Origin of the sequence: Aeromonas sobria, assembly GCF_000820145.1 — a bacterium.
Taxonomy (GTDB): Bacteria; Pseudomonadota; Gammaproteobacteria; order Enterobacterales; family Aeromonadaceae; genus Aeromonas; species Aeromonas sobria.
In genome coordinates this window covers 1-24,656 of the sequence record NZ_CDBW01000028.1, presented here as the reverse complement: position 1 = coordinate 24,656, position 24,656 = coordinate 1, and the positions used below count along the sequence as shown (strand labels likewise).

Genomic DNA, 24,656 nt, shown 5'->3' with positions numbered 1-24,656 from the left:
ATCCCGCGTAGCTCCACCAAATTCAGAATGACTGCCGGTCATTCACACAAATCGGGGTTATAGCTCAGCTGGGAGAGCGCTTGCATGGCATGCAAGAGGTCCGCGGTTCGATCCCGCGTAGCTCCACCAAATTCTTGTGACAAGAAACAAAAAGGCCACCGCATTGCGGTGGCCTTTTTGTTGTACGAAAATTTTATTTCTCCAGCCGAGCGGTGTGGCAGCAGTGGTACCATATTGCATTCACATGTTCAGGTGGGCTGGTATCAATTATGGCAATTATCTCTAAGCACTACGCGCAGCTAGAAAGCGGCTACCGTGAAAAAGCCTTGAAACTCTATCCTTGGATATGTGGGCGCTGCTCTCGGGAGTTTGTGTACTCTAACCTTCGCGAACTGACGGTTCATCACATCGATCACGACCATACCAACAATCCTGAAGATGGCAGTAACTGGGAACTGCTTTGTCTGTACTGTCACGATCATGAGCATTCAAAATACACCGAAGCTTATCAATATGGCTCAACGGTCGTTGCTGGCGAAGATGCTAAAAACGCTGCCGGTGGTGCGACCCATAACCCCTTTGCTGATTTAAAAGCGCGGATGAATAAGAAGTCGTAGAGGGATTGCTGACAGAATGGATTCATACCCCTTTGCGGGTCAGCTCCCTGTGGGTGGCGTAACAGGAACGCAGATGTTCCTGGTGTATGGTTGAGCTAGGTGACCTGATTGTTATGCTGGCCGGTATGGTGTCTTCATCCATTTCGAATGGAACTTTTCTATGCAGCGCATTCTTTTTGTTGAAGATGATCCCGAGATAGGCCAACTCATCAGCCGTTGGCTTGGTCGCCACGATATGGAGGTGATCCTCGAACCCAGAGGGGATATGGCGCTAGCCCGGGTCGAGGCCGAACAGCCCGATCTGGTGCTGCTCGATATCATGCTGCCGGGGCAGGATGGCATGTCCCTCTGCCGGGATCTGCGGCCGCGCTTTGACGGCCCCATTGTGATGCTCACCTCGCTGGACAGCGACATGAACCAGATCTTGAGTCTGGAGCTTGGCGCCAACGACTACATCCTCAAAACCACCCCACCGCCGGTGCTGCTGGCCCGGTTGCGGGTGCAGTTTCGCCAGCACCAGCAAACGTCAACCCAACCCGTCGCTACCAGCAGCGTTCCCCAGCAACTGCAATTTGGCCGGTTGCACGTCGATGGTCCGGGTCGTGATGTGCGGCTCGATGGCGAGAGCATTGCCCTCTCGACCGCCGATTTTGATCTGTTGTGGGAGCTCACTTGCCACGCAGGCCAGATTTTGGGACGGGAAACCCTCTTTCGCAGCCTGCGCGGCCGGGAGTATGACGGCCAGGATCGCAGCATGGATGTGGCCATCTCCCGCCTGCGCCGAAAACTGGGTGATAACCCTGACAACCCGACCCGGATCAAGACGGTGCGCCAGAAGGGCTATCTGTTCGTTCCCCACGCCTGGGAATAACCCTCTTTCGGGAGCACAACCATGCGCCGTCTCTTTATCCAGTTCTATCTGTTGCTGATCGGCTGCTTTACCCTGGCCATCTTGCTGGTTGGCGTGGTCTATCAGGTGACTGCCGAGCGGGCGGGTGACTGCTACCTCAAGCGGATGATGCAAGGTTCCCTTGGCCTGTTGACCGGCGAGTTAGCGAGAACTCCGCCGCCGCGCTGGCCGGAGCGGCTGGCGGAACAGAGTAGCCAGTTTACCCTGCCCCTCAAGATCGGCGAGCTGGCACGCCAGCCCCTGGCCAGCGAGGATCAGGCCTTTCTGGCCGCAGGGAACATCGTCATCGTCGAAGAGGATGATACCTTCCTGCAGCGTGTCCCCGATACCGATCAGGTGCTGATCGTCGGCCCGGTGCCCTATCTCTCCTATCTGCACGAACTTCACTGGGTCGATGTGGGGCTGCTGCTGGTGATCGGCCTCTCTCTAGGGCTGCCACTGCTGCTTTGGCTGCGCCCCCACTGGCGCGGCTTGCTCCAGCTCGAGCAAATCGCGCGCCGGGTGGGAGATGGGGATCTCTCCTGTCGTACCAACCTGCCGCAAGGCAGCAGCCTGGCCCGGGTCGGCCGCACCTTCGATCAGATGACCGCCCAGTTGCAAGCGATGCTCGCTAGCCGCAAGCAGCTGACCGATGCCATCGCCCACGAGTTGCGCACCCCGCTGGTCAGGTTGCGCTATCGGCTTGCCATGCTTGACCCCCAACCCTCGGAGAGCGAGCAGAAGGCACTGGAGCGGGATCTGGGGGCGCTGGACTCCCTTATCGAGGAGATGCTCACCTATGCCAGGCTGGATCGGCCCGAGCTACCACTCAAGCTCGATGAGCTGGAACTGGTGGAGTGGGCGGAGCTCCACTTTGGAGACTGGCAGGCACTGCACCCGGAGAAAGCACTGGCTTTGCAACTGCCGGTCATCCAGATGCCCTGGTGCGGCGATCAACGGTTGTTGACGCGCGCCGTGGAGAACCTGATCGGCAACGCCCTGCGTTATGCCGAGAGTCGGGTCACCCTCTCGCTCTCCCGGTTGCAGGATAACTATCTGCTGGAGGTGAGTGACGACGGACCGGGGATCGATCAGGCACTGGCCCCCCAGATCTTCGAGCCGTTTGTGCGCCTTGATCAGAGCCGGGATCGCCGCACCGGCGGCACCGGACTGGGGTTGGCCATCGTACGCAGCATTGCCCGTCATCACGGGGGCGATGTGGCGCTGCTGGCCAGTGACCGCGGCGCCCGCTTCTGCATCACCCTCCCTGTACATTTGGATACAAACCGTCACCAACCGCTCACTGAAGGACAGCCACAACAGTCATAGGATGAAGTCATGGAGAAACGCTCCATAACATCAACCCGAATAAGGAAATTGCACATGAAAAAGATCATTCCCCTGACCCTGGCTGCCGTCTTCGCCCTCACCTCCGGTTTCACCATGGCTGCCACCCCGACCAAAGCAGCTGCACCGCAAGCCACCCAGACCAAAGTGGTGAAGAAACATCATAAAACCACCCACGCCAAGACCCCAGCGGTTAAAGTCGCGCCGAAAACCAAGTGATCCAACCGATTACTGGAGATCACAGAGGGAGGCTGACGCCTCCCTTTCCATATCTCCCGATATTTTCCTGACGAGCGCCTCACTCGTCCAAACCGGATCCACGACCCGGCTCCCCTTTGCGGGAAACGGTCAATGACCATAGGAACATGGAATGTGGCGTCATCTCGTTAAATGGTTAGGCCCCTTGTGCAGCTTGCTGCTGCTGGGCACCGCACTGACCGTGCTTTATCACCTGACCCATTCATGGCACTGGCATGATATTCGTGTCGCCATCTGGTCGCAGCCACTGCCCCTGTTGGCAGCCGCGCTGCTATTGACCCTGTTCAGCTATGCCTGTCTCTGCTGCTACGATCTGCTGGCGCTCCACGCGCTGGGCAAGCAGCTCCCCTGGCAACAGGTCGGTATCACTTCGTTTATTGCCTACACCTTCTCCAACACCCTTGGCTTTGCCCTGCTCACCGGCACCTCGGTACGCTACCGGATCTACTCCAGCCTGGGGCTCGCCACCGGGGAGGTGGCCCGCGTCGTGTTGTTCTGCTCCATCACCTTCTTCCTCGGCTTGCTGGCCTGGGGGGGCGGCGCCTTGCTGACCAACGATGTCTCGCAGTTGCTGCCAGAGTGGCCACTGTGGGCAGATACCTTGCTCAAGCTGGCTGGCGCCATGGCGCTGTTGCTGGTGGTGACCTATCTCTGCTGGCCCCAACCCCGGCTCTCCTGGCGGGAACACACCCTGACCCTGCCCGAGTTCAAGGTGCGCTTGCTGCAACTACTGGTTGCCCTGATCGACTGGATGGCCGCGGCCGCGGTGCTGTTTGTGCTGTTACCCGCCCAGAGCGTTCCCTACCCAGTGCTGCTCAGTGCTTTCGTGCTGGCCAGCTTCCTTGGGGTGGTGGCTCACGTGCCCGGCGGGATAGGGGTCTTTGAAGCGAGCATGAGTCTGCTGCTGGCCAATTATCTGCCGGCCGACAAGCTGCTCGCCTCGCTGCTGCTCTATCGCGGCATCTACTACGTGCTCCCCTTCCTCTGCGCCTTGCTGCTCTTTACCAGTCAGGAGATGCTGCAGCAGAAAGCTCGCTGGCAACGGCTGCAGGGGATCATGAGCGTGGTGCGCGAATTTCTGCCCGCCCTCATCAGCCTGGGCACCTTTGCCGCCGGTAGCCTGCTGCTCTGCTCGGGGATGATCCCCACCATGCGCAGCCGCATCGAAACGTTGTTGCAGGTGTTGCCACTCCATCTGCTGGAGCTCTCCCACGTCCTCGGCAGCGTGAGCGGGGTGCTGTTGATCCTGCTGGCCCGCAGCCTCTATCGCCGCCACGACGCCGCCTTTCGCATCAGCCAGCTACTGCTGGTGCTGGGGATGACCTTCTCCTTGCTCAAGGGGGGAGGCTGGGAGTCCACCCTGCTGCTTGGCAGCTTTCTGCTGATCATGACTCCCTGTCGCCCGCTGTTCTATCGCAAGGGATCCCTGCTGCATGCCCAGTTCACCCCGGGCTGGCTGATCTCGGTCGGTGCCGTACTGCTGGGGGCGCTCTGGCTGCTGCTCTTCTCCTACCGTCAGGTGGAGTATGACCACGCCCTCTGGTTCCACTTCTCCCCTCACGGCGGTGCCGCTCGTGGTCTGCGTGCCATGGGCAGCGTCGTCGCCGTGCTGGCGGTCGTCGGGGTTGCACAGTTGCTGGCGCCGCTGCGCGTGGTTGGTGAAAAACCGGATAAGGAGACGCTGGCCCGTGCCCACGAGCTGGTGGTACGTGACGGCGGGGGCCACGGCTATCTGGCCCAGCTGAAAGATAAATCCCTGCTGTTCCACCCCGCCGGTGACGCCTTTTTGATGTATGGCATCGAGGGCAACAGCTGGATTGTGATGGGGGATCCGGTCGGTCGCCCCGAGCTGATTGAAGAGCTGCTCTGGCAATTTCGCGAGCGCTGCGACGAGCACGATGCCAACCCGGTCTTCTATCAGGTCTCGGCCCGCTACCTCCCCCTCTATCTGGAGCTGGGCCTTATCCCCTTCAAGCTCGGCGAAGAGGCGATGGTCGATCTGACCAGCTTCGATCTGGCGGGCAGCCGCCTGCGCAACCTGCGCCAGAGCCACACCAAGGGAAAACGGGAGGGGCTGATCTTTGAAGTGGTGGAGGCCACTGCCGTTGCCCCCTTGCTGCCGAGGCTGCAAGCCGTCTCCGATAGCTGGCTGCAGAGCAAGATGGGCAAGGAGAAGGGCTTCTCGGTCGGCCGGTTTGATCCCGACTACCTCACCATGAGCCCGGCAGCGTTGGTGTGGCACGAAGGGCAGATCGCCGGCTTTGCCAACCTCTGGGTCAGCGACAACAAAGAGATCTTATCCATCGACCTGATGCGCTACAGCCTGGATAGCGGCACCGCCCCCATCATGGATTTTCTCTTCGTCGAGCTGCTGTTGTGGGGCAAAGCGCAGGGGTACGCCCGCTTCAATCTGGGGATGGCCCCCATGTCCGGCTTCAATGACCACCCGCTCGGCAGTTACTGGGATCGCCTCGGCAACACCCTGTTTGTGCGTGGCAGCCGTTTTTACAACTTTCAGGGGTTGCGCCGTTACAAAGAGAAGTTTTCGCCCAGCTGGGAGCCACGCTATTTGCTCTGCAGCAGCAAGCTGGCACTGCCAAGAACCCTGACTCACCTGATCACCCTGATTAGCCGCGGCCCGCTGGGGCTGATCAAGAAATAGGAGCATGGCCCATGAGAGCCTTGATTTTGCTGTTACTCAGTCTCGTACTGCCCATCTCGTCATTTGCGGCGCAAGCTGCCCCGGTCAAGGATGATCTGAGTTTGATTGAACTGCCGGTCAAGCAGCCATCCGACGCCCCCATGGTGGTGTTTCTCAGCGGCGATGGCGGCTGGGCGGCCCTCGACAAAGGGTTAAGCGCCCAGTTGCAACTGCACGGCATGCCGGTTGTGGGCTGGAGCTCCCTCAGCTACTACTGGAAGAAGAAAACCCCGGAGCAGGTGACCGCCGATCTGGAGCGGATCCTCGACGATTATCAGGCTCGCTGGCAACGCCCGCGCTGGCTGCTGGTGGGCTTCTCATTTGGTGCCGAGATAGTCCCCTTCGTCATCAACCGACTGCCGGAGCGCTATCGCCAGACTCTGGAAGGGGCAGTGATGCTCTCTCCCTCCACCAGCTCGGATTTCGAGATCCATGTCAGCGACATGCTGACTCACAAGGCCCGCAGCTACCCGACTGAACCGCAGGTGAAGACCATCCGCGATCTGCCGATGATCTGCCTGCAAGGAGCCGATGACGATGACGGCGACCGCCTTTGTCCGCGCCTCAACCAGGCCAATGTCACCACCGTCACGCTACCGGGGGGGCACCATTTTGAAGATGACTACCCCCAGCTCTATCAGGCCATCACCAAGCACCTCGCCCTGACGACACCCTGATCGGCAACCATGAAGAGGGGCGGCACTTGGCCGCCCCTCTTGCTATCTGGCAGTTGGCAAACGCCGCACGTCCACTCCCTTACCACCACCCAAGCAGGTTGCGCCCGGTTAGTGCGCCCCACACCAGCGCATTGAGCGCCAGTGCAATGAAAACGGCAGCGGAGCCCATGTCTTTGGCACGGCCGGAGAGTTCGTGATGCTCAGAGCCAATTCGATCGACCACCGCTTCGACAGCAGAGTTGAGGATCTCCACAATTACCACCAGCCAGCTGATGACGATCAGCAGCAATATTTGGTTAAGGCCGTCGCCAACGAAAAAGGCCAGCGGCATCAGTAACAAAATGAGCAGCAACTCCTGGCGAAAAGCCGCTTCATGCTGCCAGGCCGACGAGAGCCCTTTCATGCTGTAGTTGGTTGCATGGATGATGCGAGTGATCCCTGTTGCACCGGGTTTTGCCATTTCCTTTTCCTCTTTTCATGGTGAACACGCCCCTGCTGTATAGAAAACCTGAACTCTGGCAGGGGCGTTTACATGACAAATTAAACAAATAGGGGGATGAAAAAGGGGCACATGAGCGCCCCATACAGGGTTTATTGCACTGTGCGGCACTGGCTGAAGATATCCAGCCCCTGATCGTAGACCGCCGTTTTGACATCCCAAATCCCCAGCACGGACGAAAAGAGGTTGTCGTGGGAGTAACGGGTATCGGTGGCCTTTTGCTGCAAACAGCCCATGTCCAGCCCCTTCTCACGGGAGAAACCGGGAGACATCCAGACTTGCATCGGTACCCGGGTCTGGTCATCGGGTGCGAATTTGTAGGGTGTACCGTGCAGGTAGAGCCCCAGCGCACCCAATGATTCGCCATGGTCGGAGACATAGATCAGCGCCGTGTTGTACTTCTCTTCATAGGTTTTCAGTTTGGCAATCAGCTCTGCGATCACGAAATCGGTATAGCGGATGGTGTTGTCGTAGGTATTGACCAGTTCTTCATCCGTACAGTTTTCGATGTCGCTGCGTGGGCAATCCGGCAAAAACTGACGATGGGCATCGGGGTAACGTTTGTAATATGTCGGGCCATGGCTCCCAATCAGGTGGAAGCCAACCAGCTTGTCCCCTTTCATCTGCGCCACTTCATCATCGAGGTTTTGCAGTACCACCTCGTCATAACAGGTGTTGTTATCGCAGAACTGCGGGTGATCCTTGGGCTTGATCTCGATATTGAGCACCCGATCGCATACCCCTTTGCAACCACCATCGTTTTCTTTCCAGAAAACGGAGACCCCGGTTTTATGCAATACATCCAGCAGCCCCTCGCTGTTGCGGGCACGATTGTCGTCATACTCCTTGCGCACCATGTTAGAGAACATGCAGGGCACAGAGACAGCTGTCGCAGTGCCGCATGAGCGGACATCATTGAAAGAGATCACGCCACCGCTCTTGCTGGTAAAGGCATTGGTCTCTTTCTCGTAGCCGTTCATCGAGAAGTTCTTGCCGCGCGCGGTCTCCCCCACCACCAGGAACATCAGGGTCGGTTTCTCCTCATTCGTCACTACCCGCTTGGCATCATCCCCCAGTGTGGTAAAGGGAACCGGCTCTGCCAGATACCGTTTGTAGAGATACTTGGTGGTGCTGTAGACAAAGTTGGCAGGCACGATTTCACGGTTGAGGGTCTGGTTATTGCGGCCGACAGAGACGTAATCCTGATAGTAGAAGGCGGCGATGATCCCGACGATTGCCAGCGAGCCCAGCATGGAGAGTCCGCGCTGGAAGAGGCCTGTATACCATTTTTTCGGATACTCAATTTTCACAAAAAAGAGCAACACTGCGGGAACAACCCCTGCCAGCAACACCCAGGCCACGATGGGCAAACTGATATAGGAGTAGGCTTCGCTCTGGTTGGTCTCGAAGATATTCTGGATCATGTCCCGATCAAACAGGACGCGGTACTTCAGCATGGTGTAGCTGACGATAGAGCCAGCGACGAAGAGAAACGCGAAGAACGGCTTGATCAGATAGCGCACTGAAAATGGCATAAAGACGAAGTTAAGTGCGGCTACCAGCAGGACAGGGATCGATATCGCAAACCCTATCTTGAAGTGCTCCATATTGGTGAAGATCTCATAAAAGTGGAGCAATACTGGCCAATTGAGCAGAAAGGCAAACACCAACGCCAACAATAAAATAAATGGCACAACTCTTATTTTAACAACTGAAGGCATGACTTCTCCCTGAGAGGCATTTCAAACATTGATTTTGGGTATTCCATTACAGCGGGCAATAGTACCAGAGCTGAATGAGGACAGACCCCGCCTTTAATGTAAGGGCGTGTTGCATTGTGATCATTGTCAATAAATTGGAATCCTAATGAAGGATAAGACTTGAACCTTAAGGAAAAATTAAGAGGAAATTGTTGTCTGGCGGACTCTCATCTGGCTAAAAAGCAGTTTTTTTTCAGAATTTTATCGAGCTTAAGCATTTCTTAAGAAATCACTGACATGCTCTATTCGACGGATCGTTGTCGAACCACCGGATGGGTGGGCTATGCATCACAGTATCAGCTCTTCAGCCAGCAAAGTGCCGGAGATCACCCTGGCATTCTGGATTATCAAGATATTGGCAACAACGCTGGGGGAAACCGGTGGTGATGCTGTCTTCATGTCGATGGATCTTGGCTATCTGTTGAGTACCGGGATCGTTGCAGTTATCTTTTTTATCGCCGTTAGCGCTCAAATTTCAGCCAGCAGCGCACTTTATTGGACCACCATTATGTTTTCCCAAACCCTGGGTACGGCATTAGGTGATTGGGTTGCTGATGATGGTGGATTTGGTTACACCGGTAGCATGATCCTGTTTGGTGCCATATTGCTGGCCATCGTCGCAACGTATTTTTTCACCTCAGTATCTCGCACCTTGCTGTTTTTGGCTGCTTTTATCATGACTCGGCCATTAGGCGCTGTAGTGGGCGATTTTCTGGATAAACCACTAAAAAGCGGTGGGTTGGAATTGAGCAGATATTCAGCTTCTTTTAGTTTGTTGGTGGCAATCGTGCTGCTCGTATATCTATCAACCCTGAAAAATAAAGTCACGGAACAGCAAGAGCTGGACACGGAATAATTTAATGGTGGCACAAGCGACTTCAATGTTGTTTGTGCCACATTGCAATGGTGTGGAGAGTGTTATGAAACATGATGAAATAAAAGTTTGGGATCTTGTCGTCAGATTTTTTCACTGGGCGACGGTCGTATTATGTGTACTCAATCTATTTATTCTCGAAGAGGGGCATCGTAATCATCGTTATGTCGGCTATCTCTTGTCTGGATTGTTGGTGATCCGAATTGCGTGGGGTTTTGTTGGATCTCATTACGCAAAATTCACTCAGTGGTTTCCCACTCCAGCCCGTGTAACGGGTTACGTGCAAGCGAGCATGAAAGGGAAACATCCCTATCACGCAGGGCATAACCCGATGGGCTCCTTGATGATTATCCTGTTACTGACCTGTTTGGTTGGCACCGCTGTTACTGGGATTCTGACTAACTATGAGCATCTGTTTGGTGATGAGGTCATGGAAGGTATCCATGAGTTTTTTGCCAAAGCGCTGCAGGTGGCGATTTTCGTTCATGTAGTGGCTGTCATTGCGATTGACCGCTTGACTCATGGCGACTTAATCCGAGCGATGATTACTGGCAAGAAACGTGTGCCATCTGGAGTAGATGTTGTCGATCGTTAGATCCATTTCATTTACTGCGTAGTGGGGGGGATTACCGGGCGGGTACGGTGATGAGATGCCTCAAGAGGTATAAGAGGGTGGCATGGAATGTTTCCTGCGGTACCCCGCGCCAAAAACGACCAAGGGGTTAGCATCGTGAAGATGCTAACCCCTTGTTTTATATGGTGCTCCCGACTGGAGTCGAACCAGTGGCCTGTCCCTTAGGAGCCAAGGTAGGTAGTGTTTCAGAAGGTTTTATAAAGTTGATTAATTGATGGTAATTGATTGTTTTTAATATCAATTTTCCTTGTTGTGGGTTTCAACTAGTTTCATGAAGTCTCACCCTATATCATGTTTGTTGTGGTACCCCAAGTGGTACCCCAAACAGGGGGGGAGAGAATGCTATGGCAAGAAAACCGGTAACTCAGGATCGAGAGATCCCCTCATTGATTTTGCAAGGGGAGGCTTCGATTACCCGCTATGCGGTGAAATCTCCCCATGGCGGTGGATTAGCTATTGAGGTTAGGGCAGGGAAGAGCAAGCGGTTTGTCTATCGTTATCGGATTGCTGGCACTCAGGCGACAGTTGTTCTGGGTAATTACCCAGCGTTGTCGTTGGCGCGAGCCAGGCTTGAGCATGCAGAGCTGGCTGCCCTGGTAAAGAAAGGGATAGACCCACGTAAGCATGTTGCTAGTGAAAAGGCTAAAAATGAAACCGCCCTGACGATGGATGAGTTACTTGGGCGATGGCTCGAAGCGCAGCATGTTGCCCAGGCCGTTAAACCAAAGACTCTCCAGTGCCATCAGGAGCGTTGGAATCGTCACCTTAAGAAGAGCTTGGGTAATATTCGTCTAATCGATCTGACTCGTGCCCACTTGGCGCAAGCGTTAGAGATCACTCGACGTGCAACAAAAGATGAAACCCGTAAGGGGCTGGGAACGCTGAACCAGATGTTGGATTATGCGGTAGTTCACTGCCTGATCGAGGCCAACCCTGCGAGACTGTTGCGACCCAAGGATTTTGGTGCCAGTGCCGGTTCGCCAAGAGAGAGATGGCTGACTGTCCCCGAATTGCGCAGGCTATGGAAGGCGATTGATGAGGATCTTGGAAGTGGTGGTAGCTTGGCGGCCGGAGGGCGTGGCGTTTCTCGCCATGCAACTATTTCTCTGCCAGCGGCGAATGCGATCAAGCTATTGATACTGACTGGATGTCGTAGAGGTGAGGTCGCTAATATGCGTTTTTCACATATTAGAGATGATGTCTGGACGATCCCTGATACTAAGAATGGGAAGCCACATTCGGTATTCTTATCTCGACAGGCGAAAGCGTTGATTGATGAACAGGCACTATATGTAAACGGGGACTTCATTTTTGAATCAGATAGACCTAAAAGTGACGTAATTGAACCAATTTTAGTTGACTCGATAACCAGAGCTTTAAGGCGATTTATTTCTCGCTCTTTATCTGACATGGAACCATTTACCGTACATGATTTACGGCGTAGTGCTGCAACAAATTGGGCTGAGAGATTAGATGCAGAAGAGAGAGTAATTGAATTATGTCTGAATCATCTCCCACTCAATAAATTGGTTAGAACCTATCATCGTTCGCGACATGATGATAAGAAAAAAATGCTATGGCAACGCTGGGGTGAGCTGGTTGAACTAGAGGTGGCAAATGAGCCGCAAAAAAATAGTAGCTATGGTAATGTTATTGAATTCATCAAAAAAGTAAAATAAAAAGGCGGACTAGTGTCCGCCTTTTTTTATTTGTTCATATTCTTCTCTAATCAATCTTGTGACTACCTCATTTTTTCTTCTATCAGTGTTTTCACAAATAAGATCTAGCTTTTTTATAATGTCCTCAGATAGAACAATACTGACAGCCTTCTTGCCATTGTTTTTATCCCGATATGCCTTTTGCGACCAAGCAGACTTCATTTTTGATATTAGGAGCTCTCTTTTGTCTGGATCGTCGTTCAGCAGATCGAACGTCGCAACAACTCCATTTAAGTAGTTATCTGGTTGGTTGTTATTGATAAACCATATAGGGGGATTATCTTTAAATAGATAATGCCATGCCCATTGTTGATTGTTTTTATTTGTCCAGTTAAAAACCTCATTTTTTTCTGTGCAACGCATCCATTTTAATTTAAGCTTGTCCAATAGTTCTTTTTTTTGTAAGGTATTACGATCAATTAAATCAAAAAACTCAATGATATTTTCTTTTCTTGTTTTATTATCTTTCGGTAATGATTCTATGTTGGCTATTTCGTAAAAACATTGCCTACCTAAAGACATTGTTTTTGTGTCAAGTATGTCGCTTTGATTTAATGATAAAGTGCCTGGTATATTTTCAAATGATGATTTGTTTAATAATCTAATATAAGACCAAACATATATACACAGCCTGCTATTTTTAGTGTCAATCCAATCAAACAGAGGAAGATCTATACACTCATTCCCAACCCAAGCAATAATTTTTTCCTCGTTAATATCATTGTTGCTATAAAAACCAAATCTATTGAATGCTGCTCTATTTTCAATATGTAGCTTCTTTTCATTAATCATTCTCAAGACAATAGATTTCGCGCTTGTTGGACTAATAGATAAGCTAAGCAACTTGGATATAAGTCTCATCCCTCTCTGATCTAAATTAATTGATTCTACGATCTCTGGCATATAAATCCTCTTTAGTTTTAGGTGTGTTACTTAGTCATTTGGTGAATATTTTCTGATACCATAGTGTCATTTTATGAGTGATTTTCGAGTGTTTTTCAACCGCTTGTTGTCGATAATTTGCTTTGCCTCACGTAATTTAGTGTGCACAGATGCTTAGTACATGGGGTCTCGCTCACCTAAGCGGTGATAGAAGTTGTCGTTAGATTTTCCCAGGATCTAGTGAGGATGCAATTTTAAATACCATGATCTCTAGCTGGATCAATTTAACGTAGAAGTTGGATAGAGGTGATTCTCCAGTCTTACAACTTGTTAGCTGAGGCGCAGAATCGTAAGGAGATCGCTTGTTCTTTCTCTTGTGACATGCCTCAGTTTCTACGACATTCTGAAGAGCATTACTTACTTTTTTACACGAGCGCCACGTCCTATGGATGATAAAAGGAGCTCATCATGAAACTACTTAAATTGAAAGATGTCATGGCAATGACATCACTCTCTAAGGCATCTGTTTACCGTCAGATGAATGACGGTAAATTTCCAGCATCAGTCAAGATCGGCCCAAGATCTGTTGCTTGGGTTAGCTCTGAAATAGAATCGTGGATTGAAGAGAAAATAAATCTTCGCTAGGGATAATTTCTGACGAGCTATGGATTTGAATTAGCTAGTTGTTGAGGCTACAAGTCTTGTCCTATCAGGGTACAGCATTATTTGGTTGGTTTGACATTCAATGCTTTGGTGTCGGTAATAGTAATATATCCTTTAAGTTCAACGAGGAAATACATTTTAATTCAATAGGCTCTACATTGGAGAGTACATTGGACGTCTATGACGATGCATGTTTGAACCACTCTAAGCAATAGCCGTCGTTTATCATGACAGTTAAACTGCTCTATTCCATATTCAAAGAAAGTGCTTATCACACCTATACACAAACTACTCTGGTGATTACACCAGTTAATTGAACGTGTTTGAAATACACTGCGGCTCTATCCGCAAAATATACCCATCATTATTTAAATATTCAATGTCCATCAACAGTCTATTGGGAGAGTTCAAATGTCTATTTCTATAGAAAGGTATGTCCTGCTTGCTCAGCAGTTCTACAAAGATCGGAACTATAGCTTTAATGTTGATAATTTAGAGAAGATCCTCTCTGTATCGGAGAGCGCTCTTAAGCATTACTCCAGAATATTTGCCTTTCGAGTTGATCTCCGTTTTCAACAAGACCCTGCTTTTGGAATGTATTTAGCACTAAAGCCTGACTCGGGCTCAAGGATAATTAAGGAGTTCTTTTCAAATCTTAAATGGCTCATTGAGTGCGATGAGTCAGAACGACGTTATGAAGGCAAGAGGGTTCATTCGACTGAGATTAGATACGTTTGGGCTAAGGAGCAAACAGCCAATGCTCCCTGTCCTCACTATCACATGATGATATTTTTGAATAGGGATGCTTACTACAAATTAGGGAGCTATGAATCTGAAAGAATGAACCTTGCCAATAAAATAAGAGTGGCGTGGCACAGCGCTGTGTATGATGAAAATATCACTCTGCAAGATTGTAAAAAAATGGGATTGGTGCATTTCCCCAAGAATGCTGAGTATCTCATTGAGCGGAATGATACCGAGTCACTCAAGAAGATGTTTGTGCGGGCAGCCTATTTGGCTAAAAACGAGACAAAGCGGCGCGGACAAGGGTACCGCTGTTTCGGGGGGAGTAACCTTTGAAGGCTTATTGGCGTTGATAAAAGACGTTTACTGCAGCTTTAGATGGCATCTGATCTGGGAGTTTCTGCTCCCGGATCTGTTAAGCTAACCCTCATTTGTTATCGCATCAGTTGGAGTAACCCATGGCAGCCTATTCCCCTCCCTTCACCCTGACCCACGCCATGTTGAGTCGAGTGGCGGAGATCGCCGAGTTGGTGGGGCAGTGGCGGTTTACTCAGAGCTCTCAGGTTCCGATGCTGCGTCGGGAGAATCGGATCCGCACCATCCAAGCCTCCTTGGCGATTGAACACAATACCCTGAGTGTTGAACAGGTGACGGCAGTGATTGAGGGAAAGACGGTGCTTGGGCTTCCACGGGAAATCCAAGAGGTCCGCAATGCATTTGCGGCCTATGAAGCAATGCCTGATTGGGATCCTGCTTCAGCGGAAGATTTACTTGGTGCTCACAGACTCCTGATGCGTGGACTCTGTGATGATGCGGGTCACTGGCGTAGCGGTGGCGTAGGTATCTATCGAGGCGAGCAGTTAGTGCATATGGCTCCCCCTACAAACCAGGTCCCTCGTCTGATGGGACAGCTATTGACTTGGCTGGCTGAGACCGAGGCTCATCCGCTGATCGCTTCCTGTGCCTTGCATTATGAGTTGGAGTTTATTCACCCCTTTGCGGATGGAAATGGTCGGATGGGACGTTTATGGCAGACGGTGATCTTGAGTCGCTGGCAGCCTGTCATGGCCTTCTTACCCGTGGAGACGATCATTAAGGCACGGCAAGATCACTACTATCAGCAGCTAAGTCAGGCTGATCATCGCAGTGATTGTACCGAGTTCATCCTCTTTTTACTGGAAGCGCTGCGCGATGCGCTGGCCCAGGCGATTGCGATTCAACCAGCAGCAGTATCACCTCATCAGGAGAAAATGCGGGTAGAAATGAAGGTTGAAACGCAGGTAGAAAAACGGGTGAAAACACCGCAGGCCATCTTGGCGGAGCTGACGGCTGAGCCGACCATAACGCTCAAGCAAGTTGCAGAGCGGATTGGCAAGTCGACCAGTACAGTGGAGAGAGCTGTTGCCGTGCTGGTCAAAGACGGGCGATTACGCTTTGTTGGGCCGCGTAAGAGTGGACGTTGGGAGGTATTGGACCTGATACCCGCTTCAATATCCAATTAGTATCTCCATCCATACGGCATACCACAAAGGTAATAAAATAAGAGATACTGATATCAGTATCTCTTATTGGCTTCACATGAGTTGCTATCTATTTCTGTAACATTGGAGTTGCTTGTGCAAGCAAGTCTGCAGTTGCGAGCAACTCTTGTTTGGTGGCACAAAGTTGCCCATTTTGAGCTCGCTGGTTAGCTAAGAGGCTTAACGCTTCTGGGTTGTCGATCAAGTAGTTAATTCGTTCTAGGGGGGTCATTCCCTGAGAATTGCGCTGCCGTGCGAGTTTGGGGGATAGTTGTAGTAAGCGCCTGACAGCATGCAAATTGGCAGTCCAACTAGCCGTGTGCAGTGGTGATTGCCCATCATCCGTGAGATTGTCTCGCTTGCAGGGGTGATCGAGGAGTACATCCACACAACTATCTACCCCAGACTTGATCGCCGAATGTAGAGCAGTCATTCCGCTACTGCTTTGCATTTCTGGATCCGCGCCAGCTTTGAGCATGATGGTTACTAACTCGGTATCTCCTTTCTCAGCCATCAGCATCAAGGGGGTTTGCCCTTTAATATCGGGGATATTTAGTTGTTTAGGGCTCTCTTGTGCGAGTTGGCCGATAAACGAGCGCCAATGCGCCAACATGGCTTCGAATCGACGCGTTTCACTTTGCAGCTCGGGTGGAACCATTTGCTTCATCATCGGCATGTTCTGCAGAAACAGAGAGTGCATCTTGAGCAGAGCCATCAATACGGAATTTCCATCGACATCAGGCAGGCTAGATTTCAACAATGAACGATTGGCGTTGATCCACTTTTGCAATCCTCCTTGCTCGCCAGCTTTGAACAATGGCAGCAGGTCGTTAAGCAACTTATCCATCGTACTTTGCATGCTGCGTACTTCGGCCTCAATACCAGGATAGGGTTTATACAGCTCCTCCCAAAAGTAATCTGATGACCAGCGTGCAATATCCTCGATAGATGGAACCGTATCGCACTCGGCCATCATTCCTCCGGCCAGCATCTCCCGATAGTACTTTTCGTGGTTATTGGTGATTAGTTTCTGGTTGGCAACTTCTAAGGCCAGACCATCCCTCGCGATCTCCCCACGTAAAGGACCATAATTACGTTCCGAAGCAGCGTTCAGCGCCTCTCTGAATAGTTTGGTTGCCCCTTCAAAATCATTACTGGCCAGCAGGTGTTTGGCTTTGTATTGCAAAATGGGTGCTTTCCATAACTCATATCCTGAGCTGGCTTCAGCTTCATCGAGTAGAACTTGTACCTTGGTTTTTGTGTCTTTTGGCCTTTGTTTGCGATCACCATTCAGGTAGCCGTCCAGCCCAAACAGAATTGTTTGGATGGTTTCGGCTGGTGTTGCTGCTATCTCATGCAAACGGTGGATAGCGGCCTCTTTGGCTCGTGGAGTTAGGGATGGATGCTGCGCGACCTGACTGACGACCCAATATCGCTGCTCGGTCTGCAAGGCGCGCCAAGGTGATGAGGTTCTCATCCGGTCAATCAACCGATCGATAGCTTGTGTCTCATCAGCATTAGCCTTGAGGAGTTCCAACTTTTTTCGAATGATGGGTTCAGCGGATGCTGCGTCGAGCGCAAAGTGATCTTCAAGCATCGCCCCAGGTTGCAAATGGTAGAAATGACGAGTCAATAACTGAGCGAGTTCTAGGTTTGCAGTTTCACGACGAGAAGGAAGGATTGAAAGGAATATGCCTTGTTTGTCCCATTCAGGCAGATGTGCTTCGAACCACGCGTTTTCAGCTGCTTCACCCTGCTCCCCGCAATATCGGTATGCATCGATAGTCAGGTTGTAGACAGCCTTATAGATCGCGAATAGTTGAAGCAATTTATTTTGCTGGGGATCAGCACACAACTTGTCAACATTGGGAAATAGGTATTTGAGTAGCCGTACATAACCATCCTGTACCGTCCGAGCAAGTAACAAGCGTTGACGGATAATTTTTGGTAAAGGTGCTGCATAACGCTCAGCGATGCATTTCACGAAGGTGGCTTGCTCGTCTTCATCAGCCTGCCCGTCCAGAATTGACTCTATGCGCCCAGGTTGAGTCATGGGGATTTCCAATCGTAGCTGATCGGCAGTCAGCCCCTTTTTTTCCAAAAAAATAATAGCGTCACTAAATTGTGCAGAAGGGCTGTCATCATTGTGGAGTGATATCGCGCCATCAAAACGTAGTGTTATCTCGTCGGAGAAGTACTTCTCGATGCTCTCTGGGCGAATAGTGGTTCCGCTACGCCAGTTATATAAGGAGCGGCGTAGACCATCATAGCCATCCTCGAGCAATTCACTATGTTGATCTGCTAATGCCTCTATAGGCATACCCAGCAGGTCCAACAGCCAATCGACCACTTGGGCAACCGGCATATATAGGCTTGGTTTGCCTTTCACCTCGCAGGGCTCAGGAAGATACCAGAAACGCCCACCGGGCATACCTCTGTCTAGTGCTTGATCAAGGTTCCAAAAACCCATCTGACGGGCCAGAGTCGGCATATAAAAATGTGTCAGCATCGTCCAGTTGATCTGGCGTTGATCAGCGTCGAATGTCCAAGTATTGAGCTCGAGAAACTTATAGGCATGCTCAAATTCCATGAAGTTGTCGCGTGCATCTGATTGTGCAAGCGGGTCGATCCCGAGTGCCCTGAAGATATCGTCAAAGACTTCTTTGCTCATACGCTGGTGCGCTTTAAGACTTATCTGACCAGTCGCAAACTTGGTTTTCTTGGTTGTCGGATAGCTTTGGCAGCCAAGGCTTTGATGAATTTCCAGCAAGATGGCTTCGGGTAGTGGCAAGGCGCTCATGTTGTGTATCATCCTGAGGTTGTCTGATGTCTCGACCATTCTGGCAATGTTTATCCATCGGATCACTGAAATGCCCTGTCCCCCCCCTCACAGGCCGTAAAACTGTGGGGATACACGGTGTTTCATATCGTTTAAGCCAATCCATAGGCACCCTTTGCGTATCCTTGACCAAAGAGAGCCTAATCATGTCGCTACCCGTTCAAATCGTTATCAATTGGCACTTAACGGAAGCTTGTAACTATCGTTGCCATTACTGTTATGCGACGTGGAATAAAATGACTTGCCAGCGAGAGTTGATCCGAGATCCGGAACGAACCGCTAGGTTCCTGGCCGAGATGTACCATTTCTTTCGACCGGAGAACCGTGCAAACCCATTAGCTGGCCAATTAGAATGGCGTTCAATACGGCTCAATCTGGCGGGTGGGGAGCCATTGTTGCATGCAGGCAAACTTCCATCCATTGTCACCCAAGCACGAGACCTCGGCTTCGAGGTCTCGTTAATAACTAACGGTAGCTATCTCAACGATGGGCTGCTAAACAGCCTCGCACCACAACTGGTTTGGCTCGGTATCAGCATTGATTCAGCATCCGCCGCAAACAATCACACAATTGGACGAGTTGATTGCCTTGGTCGACAACTTGATTTGAATGAGTTGGTCGCCAGTCTGGATATGGCTCGCCAGCTAAACCCAGATCTGCGTATCAAGCTTAATACCGTAGTTAACCAGCTTAATCATCACGAAGAGCTCGGTGCACTGATCGTGAGTCTTGCACCTGATAAGTGGAAAGTCCTACGCATGTTGCCGGTGGTGAGTCAGCACCTTGCTGTTAATGACGAACAGTTTGCCGCGTTTGTCTCTCGTCATAATGCTTTCTCTCAAATCCTTTGTATCGAGGACAACCTAGACATGCATGAGTCATATCTGATGGTTGATCCATACGGGCGCTTTTTTCAGAACACCCCTCTGTTGCCTGCTGCTGGTCAGGGTTATACCTACAGTCGGCCAATCCTCGAGGTTGGGGCAGGGATGGCCTTTAGCGAAATGAGCTTTGACCATAAGCGATTTTGCGCACGCTATATCCAGACCAATACGGATGTGGGCGCATGAAGTACTGTACAAATAAAGATATCGATCAGTTGATCCGCCAACTGATTCGTCAGAGGTGGGCCTTTCAAAATGGTGGTAAACATGGGCGGCTGACCAGCCCTGATGGGTTGCTGACTTTGACAGTGAGCAGGTCACCCAGCGACAGCCGTTGCTTGTATAATCTACGGCGAGATTTGCGTAAGGGTATTTTATCTGTAGCGAATATGCGTGTTTTATAGGTATATCCTGCGGCCGTATGATGTTTGAGCTGGTGAATGTAGCTCTACCTCGCCACCGGCAGGTCCTCCCAGCGGGTGGTATAACAGGGGCTCAGATGCTCTTGTCGCATCATCCACTCAGGCGACCCCGTACCTTGGCTGGCAAAGCCTACGCGCCCCAATCCCTTGGCTTTGATCTGGTCCATCAAGGCCATCAGTGCATCCGATTGAGCAGAGGACGGGGCAAACAGATCGGCCTGTTGTTGCCCCTTGGGGGTGAACTCACTCAGCATGACACCTCCCTTCTGATAGCGGTAATCGTCGCGCCAAATCTGCGGTAGCAGCACGTTCACTTGCTGCAGCAACAACCGGGTGTCATCGCTAGGGCAGACCAGCCGAACGCCAGCCTGCTCACTGTAGTAAGGGGCTCGTTCATCAAAGGGGCTGGTTCGCACGAACAGGTGCACCCGCTGGCAACACATCCCCTCGGCCCGCAGCTTCTCGGCGGCGCGAGCCATAAAGCCTGACAACGCTTGGGCCATTTCCCCACTGTCAGTCACGTGCTCCCCAAAGGAACGGCTCGAAAGGATCTGCTGCTTCGCCACCGGTTCAACAGTCAGCTCCACGCAAGGCAGGCCACGCAGCTCCTGTACGATCCGCTCGACCACCACACCGTATTGGGCACGCAACCCTTTGGCATCGCTGGCCACTAGGTCGGCCACGGTGTTGATGCCTTGTGCCACCAACTTGGCCCCCAAGCGCCGCCCTATCCCCCACACCTCATCCACCGGGGTGATGGCCATCAGCCGGGCGCGGCGCAGCTCGTCACGCAAGTCCACGACGCCGCCTGTGGCAGGCCACTTCTTGGCAGCATAGTTGGCCAGCTTGGCGAGGGTCTTGGTGGGGCCGATCCCGACCCCTACCGTCAGGCCGGTCCACTGCCACACTCGCTGCCGGATCTGTTGTCCATAGGCTGTGAGGTCCCCGGAAAACGACTCCGACAACATCATGAACGCTTCATCGATGGAGTAGACCTCCAGCTCGGGGGCCATGGTCTCCAACGTGCTCATGACCCGGCCAGACATATCGCCATAGAGCGCGTAGTTGGAGCTGAACGCCACACCGCCATGCGCCTCGAACTGCTCGCGGATCTTGAAGTAGGGCCCGGCCATCTTGATGCCCATCGCCTTGGCCTCTGGGCTGCGCGACACCACGCACCCATCGTTGTTGGAGAGCACCACGATCGGGCGGCCACGCAGCTCAGGGCGAAACAACCGCTCACAGCTGGCGTAGAAGTTGTTTACATCAACGAGCGCTATAGCCATCACGCTGCCTCAGATTGCCAATCACATGGGTGACCACCCCGAATAGCTCCAGGGAGAGGCTCATGCAAGGGTCGATAGGCGCGAACGCCGGATTGGCTGGCAGCAACCGCAGCCTCGGCTTGAGCTGCAACGTCTTGACCGTGAAGCCGCCGTCGAGCAATGCAATCACCACATCACCATGGCGCGGGGTCAGGCTCTTATCGACCACCAACAGGTCGCCGGGAAAGATGCCGACCCCGGTCATGCTCTCGCCCTCGGCACGCAGATAGAAGGTTGCTGCAGGGTGCGCCACGCAGTGGGTGTTGAGGTCTAACTTCCCTTCCAGATAGTCGCTGGCTGGGCTGGGAAAGCCGCAAGAGGCGCGGTGCAAGAACAACGGGATGGTCACCTCGGCGGGTGATGGGTCTGGGGTTAACAGCTTCATGGTAACAATGCCTGTGTTTATATACAGGCATTATAGTGCACCACCTTTGAACCCGCGCAAGTCCAGCATGCCAGTGATGACCAATGTTGATGTGACTGTTGATTAAGAATGCGGTTGGAAAAAGTACAGCCGTCTAGCTGGTTGGCCTTACATTTGGGGCTGCATTCAGTCTGGTACATCGACAAAAAACACATAATGGGGGGGGTGATATGACGAACATCAAAGAGTCATATAAATACGATCCTTTCTAGTAGTCTCCCAATGATTCAATCAGTTACTATCTGTCAGATATGGAATAACAGGGTTATATCGTGAGCACAATCTCCCTTCGCAAGGCTCTCGGGGTCTTGGCTAAATCATCGCCGTTTTCCGTAAAAACCACTTCAGAAAGAGCAAGAGACGTATATGACGAACTCAAAGAGTACCTCTACGTCAAACCTGATATTGAGCTCGACTTTGAGCGTGTATTGAGCTCTCTGCAACTGGGAGATTGTGTTTTTCTCTGTGGCAGTAGCGGGGATGGTAAATCCGAAATTCTTTCCCGTAGCTATGAGCGTTATAAGCAGCAATATCGATTTCACTTAGACGCCACCCATAGTTTTTCACCCCATCAATCGGCTATTGAGGCGCTCGATAAACTCTTCGATGAGCGCGAGGCTAGCAGCCAACCTCTGGTGGTGGGGGTCAATATCGGGATGTTGGCCAACTACGCCAAAGAGGGGGCTGAAAGACATGCCGAACTCAGAGCTGTGATCGAGCGTTTTTTGAGTGAGGGACTCAGAGCAGAAGGGGCTTATCGCTTTATAGATTTTGAAGCCTACCCGAAGTTTCGTTTTAATGATGAGGTAGGCGGCTACTCTGCCTTTATGCGTCAACTGCTACGTCGGTTGACCGAGCCTTCCGATAACAACCTTTTCAATTTTATTTCACAGAGCGATGAGCTGCGCCAACTAGATGCTAAGTTGATTGCGAATTTTCGTTTGTTAGGTCGTGAAGAGGTGCAAGAGGCTATCATTACCACTCTCTTTAAAACACGCCTCTTCAAGGATCAGTTCATCACGACACGAGCCTTGCTCGATTTGCTGCACCAGTTGCTCACCGGCGAAGGTTATCTCTTCGATAACCTCTTTATAGGCGGTAGTAATGAGCTAGCACAGAAGATTGCAGAGTTTGATCCAGCTCTGCTGCACACCCATGCGATCGACCAATTTGTATTGCGCTATGAGCTAGCGTTACCCGACCCGACCCTCGCAGGATTTTTGCAATCCCTCGCCGAGATAGGCGTCTACTTCTCTGAGCCCCGAGAGGGGCAGGCGGCATCCTTGCTGCGTCTCTTTTATCTCTTTAAACATTGCTCGTTTGGTAATGACTACCACCATCAATTCAAGGGGGATTTCGATGAGCAGCTGTTAGAGAGCTATGCCTGCGTGTGGATGCAGCATGGGCAATATGGAGGAGATAGCGATATGCAAAATGGCTTGCGGCAGTTTTATACCAAGGCATTGATCCCCGCCATTTTCACCTATGCCAATCGGCATGCCCCTGAGCTGGGCAAGCGTGAGCTCTTCTTAGGGGAATTTGGGGGAATTAAGGTCGCAGCCCCCTTGGAGCTCAAAGCCGATTATAAGCGCATTCAATATGAGCATGCTGAAAAGCACGATCACTTCTGTGCCTATCTCAAGGTGGGTGAGTCAGAGCTCAACCCCATGGTGATTGGGCTCAATCTATTCGAGTTGATTGGCAAACTGAACTGCGGCTATCGCCCCAACCGGTATGATAAAAACGCCATCGTTCTGCTCGACGAGATGGTGGAACAAATTCGCACCTTGGCAAAAACCAGCCCGCGTCTGAGTTACTACGAAGGGGCGCACTCCTATCGCCTCGAGCTCGATGATGAGGTTATTACCGTTGAGGGGAGAGCTTAATAATGACGACCTTTCCGATCCCCGAAATGCTTGAGCCAGCAGAAAAGAACAAGCTGTCTAACTACTGGCCTATTCGTAATAAGGGCAATGAGTTTAACTGGGATACAGTCACAGGGGTTGTACTGAGTCTAGCCCTGCGTAAACAGGTAAAAACATATGAGCTGGCTGCTTATCAGGAGGAGTGTAAGCAGCGCTTTCTTTCACGGCTTGATGATGCTGCGTTTTGGTCCGTGCTGGAGAGAGCCTATTTCGCCAGTGATTCTTTGTATAACATCTCGCCTCTGTTTTTACTTTTTAAGGCCAAAGGGCGCCAAAGTGGTAGCCTCGATATCAGTGCATCGGATCAGCGGCTCTGTAAACTCTTTGCTGGTTTGCTGGGGAATTTCTTCTTATCTGATGCGCTCGATGACCACCTCAATTTTGTTGAGCGGGAGATGTTAGGGGTATTGCGCGAAAACCTTCAGCCTGGTACCGCGCTGAAGAATGATGAACAGCCCTATCTGCCATTTCTCAATAAGGTGTTTCGCGAGGATATCCAGTTTCTGTCTGAGCATCCCCAGTATCTGCTGCAAGCTTTGCCCAAGATGCTCAAGCTCTACGCCTTCTCCTATTGTGCTCAACTTGCCCTCAATATCACCGATTGGGAGGAGCCAAAGAGCCGTCCCCTCTACTTTATTCTCGACTCGGAGAAGGCAAGTTCCGAGCGCACCAGTGTCAAACGCTCGGGTTATAAGCTGCTCGCATTGGCTTGTGAAGATGTCTTCCCGCTGCTATCTGCCCTCGATGCGCTGCAAGTGGAGAGTGCCCCACGCCCGCTCTGGCAGGTCTATCAAGATGCGATGGACTATTCCGAGCAGACTAAATTACTCGATACCCTCAATGACTATCTGCAGGCCTTTATTGCGAACCGAAAATTGGTGGAAAGACCCAGAGCGGGGAATACCGCAGAGGCCTTTGAGCAGTTGAAAGAGCTAGCTATTGAACAGTTTTCAAATGACCCTAAAAACCGTGGTGTTGTTAACAAAAAGTATGTCAAGGCGTTGGAAGACAGTCTGCTCGGCGACTTTATCCAAGCCCGCGGCGCCGCGGGCCG

The 24,656-nt window shown here is 51.6% G+C and carries 21 protein-coding genes and 1 tRNA gene; 16 read left to right on the top strand and 6 right to left on the bottom strand.

The window, feature by feature from the left end; genetic code table 11:
* Positions 1-53: 53 nt before the first annotated feature.
* From BN1135_RS12920 to BN1135_RS12890, 7 genes are all read left to right on the top strand, one after another.
* Positions 54-129 (top strand) — tRNA-Ala (locus tag BN1135_RS12920).
* 140 nt (positions 130-269) lie between these two features.
* Positions 270-617: an HNH nuclease YajD gene (yajD, locus tag BN1135_RS21665; protein WP_042021689.1), complete on the top strand. Its 348-nt coding sequence runs from the start codon at positions 270-272 to the stop codon at positions 615-617.
* A gap of 160 nt (positions 618-777) precedes the next feature.
* Positions 778-1,488, top strand: coding sequence for a two-component system response regulator RstA (gene rstA / locus BN1135_RS12910; RefSeq protein ID WP_042021688.1), 711 nt, complete (start codon positions 778-780; stop codon positions 1,486-1,488).
* Positions 1,489-1,509: 21 nt separating this feature from the next.
* On the top strand, positions 1,510-2,835 hold the full coding sequence (gene rstB / locus BN1135_RS12905) for a two-component system sensor histidine kinase RstB (protein ID WP_042021686.1): 1,326 nt from the start codon (positions 1,510-1,512) through the stop codon (positions 2,833-2,835).
* Between the two features lie 54 nt (positions 2,836-2,889).
* On the top strand, positions 2,890-3,072 hold the full coding sequence (locus BN1135_RS12900) for a hypothetical protein (RefSeq protein WP_042021685.1): 183 nt from the start codon (positions 2,890-2,892) through the stop codon (positions 3,070-3,072).
* 151 nt (positions 3,073-3,223) lie between these two features.
* Positions 3,224-5,773 carry a bifunctional lysylphosphatidylglycerol flippase/synthetase MprF gene (gene mprF / locus BN1135_RS12895; protein WP_042021683.1) on the top strand — a complete coding sequence of 850 codons (2,550 nt, stop codon included), beginning with the start codon at positions 3,224-3,226 and terminating at the stop codon, positions 5,771-5,773.
* Positions 5,774-5,784: 11 nt separating this feature from the next.
* Positions 5,785-6,489 carry an AcvB/VirJ family lysyl-phosphatidylglycerol hydrolase gene (locus BN1135_RS12890; RefSeq protein ID WP_042021681.1) on the top strand — a complete coding sequence of 235 codons (705 nt, stop codon included), beginning with the start codon at positions 5,785-5,787 and terminating at the stop codon, positions 6,487-6,489.
* 79 nt (positions 6,490-6,568) lie between these two features.
* On the opposite strand, the gene BN1135_RS12885 is transcribed toward BN1135_RS12890, so the two are convergent.
* Both BN1135_RS12885 and BN1135_RS12880 read right to left on the bottom strand, forming a co-directional pair.
* The gene (locus BN1135_RS12885) at positions 6,569-6,949 is read right to left on the bottom strand and encodes a diacylglycerol kinase (RefSeq protein WP_042021680.1); all 381 of its coding nucleotides are present in this window, start codon (positions 6,947-6,949) and stop codon (positions 6,569-6,571) included.
* Between the two features lie 131 nt (positions 6,950-7,080).
* The gene (locus tag BN1135_RS12880) at positions 7,081-8,709 is read right to left on the bottom strand and encodes an MCR-3-related phosphoethanolamine--lipid A transferase (protein ID WP_042021679.1); all 1,629 of its coding nucleotides are present in this window, start codon (positions 8,707-8,709) and stop codon (positions 7,081-7,083) included.
* Between the two features lie 322 nt (positions 8,710-9,031).
* Here BN1135_RS12880 and BN1135_RS12875 point away from each other — a divergent pair, with 322 nt between their 5' ends.
* From BN1135_RS12875 to BN1135_RS12865, 3 genes are all read left to right on the top strand, one after another.
* The gene (locus tag BN1135_RS12875; protein WP_042021677.1) at positions 9,032-9,604 is read left to right on the top strand and encodes a COG4705 family protein; all 573 of its coding nucleotides are present in this window, start codon (positions 9,032-9,034) and stop codon (positions 9,602-9,604) included.
* Between the two features lie 64 nt (positions 9,605-9,668).
* Positions 9,669-10,217, top strand: a complete 549-nt coding sequence (locus tag BN1135_RS12870) for a cytochrome b/b6 domain-containing protein (RefSeq protein ID WP_042021676.1) — start codon at positions 9,669-9,671, stop codon at positions 10,215-10,217.
* Positions 10,218-10,600: 383 nt separating this feature from the next.
* Entirely contained in the window at positions 10,601-11,935 is a 1,335-nt protein-coding gene (locus tag BN1135_RS12865) for a tyrosine-type recombinase/integrase (protein WP_042021674.1), read from the top strand.
* A gap of 9 nt (positions 11,936-11,944) precedes the next feature.
* On the opposite strand, the gene BN1135_RS12860 is transcribed toward BN1135_RS12865, so the two are convergent.
* Positions 11,945-12,877: a hypothetical protein gene (locus BN1135_RS12860; RefSeq protein ID WP_042021671.1), complete on the bottom strand. Its 933-nt coding sequence runs from the start codon at positions 12,875-12,877 to the stop codon at positions 11,945-11,947.
* A gap of 447 nt (positions 12,878-13,324) precedes the next feature.
* On the opposite strand from BN1135_RS12860, the gene BN1135_RS12855 reads away from it, so the two are divergent.
* From BN1135_RS12855 to BN1135_RS12845, 3 genes are all read left to right on the top strand, one after another.
* The gene (locus tag BN1135_RS12855; protein WP_013724060.1) at positions 13,325-13,501 is read left to right on the top strand and encodes a helix-turn-helix transcriptional regulator; all 177 of its coding nucleotides are present in this window, start codon (positions 13,325-13,327) and stop codon (positions 13,499-13,501) included.
* 429 nt (positions 13,502-13,930) lie between these two features.
* Entirely contained in the window at positions 13,931-14,599 is a 669-nt protein-coding gene (locus tag BN1135_RS12850) for an inovirus Gp2 family protein (RefSeq protein ID WP_042021668.1), read from the top strand.
* Positions 14,600-14,721: 122 nt separating this feature from the next.
* Entirely contained in the window at positions 14,722-15,765 is a 1,044-nt protein-coding gene (locus tag BN1135_RS12845) for a Fic family protein (RefSeq protein WP_042021667.1), read from the top strand.
* Positions 15,766-15,853: 88 nt separating this feature from the next.
* Here the strand turns inward: BN1135_RS12845 and BN1135_RS12840 are convergent, their stop codons facing one another.
* A complete protein-coding gene (locus BN1135_RS12840) occupies positions 15,854-18,583 on the bottom strand; it encodes an ankyrin repeat domain-containing protein (RefSeq protein ID WP_042021753.1) in 2,730 nt (909 codons plus the stop codon).
* Between the two features lie 185 nt (positions 18,584-18,768).
* On the opposite strand from BN1135_RS12840, the gene BN1135_RS12835 reads away from it, so the two are divergent.
* The gene (locus BN1135_RS12835; protein WP_042021665.1) at positions 18,769-19,692 is read left to right on the top strand and encodes a viperin family antiviral radical SAM protein; all 924 of its coding nucleotides are present in this window, start codon (positions 18,769-18,771) and stop codon (positions 19,690-19,692) included.
* Between the two features lie 262 nt (positions 19,693-19,954).
* Here BN1135_RS12835 and umuC read toward each other — a convergent pair whose 3' ends face one another.
* Positions 19,955-21,214 (bottom strand): translesion error-prone DNA polymerase V subunit UmuC, encoded by a 1,260-nt coding sequence (gene umuC, locus BN1135_RS12830; RefSeq protein ID WP_042021662.1) that lies wholly within the window; start codon positions 21,212-21,214, stop codon positions 19,955-19,957.
* The gene (gene umuD, locus BN1135_RS12825) at positions 21,195-21,638 is read right to left on the bottom strand and encodes a translesion error-prone DNA polymerase V autoproteolytic subunit (RefSeq protein ID WP_025327594.1); all 444 of its coding nucleotides are present in this window, start codon (positions 21,636-21,638) and stop codon (positions 21,195-21,197) included. The genes umuC and umuD overlap by 20 nt, the downstream gene beginning before the upstream one ends.
* Positions 21,639-21,949: 311 nt before the next feature.
* Here umuD and dptF point away from each other — a divergent pair, with 311 nt between their 5' ends.
* On the top strand, positions 21,950-23,563 hold the full coding sequence (gene dptF, locus BN1135_RS12820; RefSeq protein ID WP_042021658.1) for a DNA phosphorothioation-dependent restriction protein DptF: 1,614 nt from the start codon (positions 21,950-21,952) through the stop codon (positions 23,561-23,563).
* A 2-nt stretch (positions 23,564-23,565) separates the two neighbouring features.
* Positions 23,566-24,656, top strand: a 1,091-nt coding sequence (gene dptG, locus BN1135_RS12815; protein ID WP_042021750.1) for a DNA phosphorothioation-dependent restriction protein DptG, incomplete at its 3' end; no start/stop codon positions are given.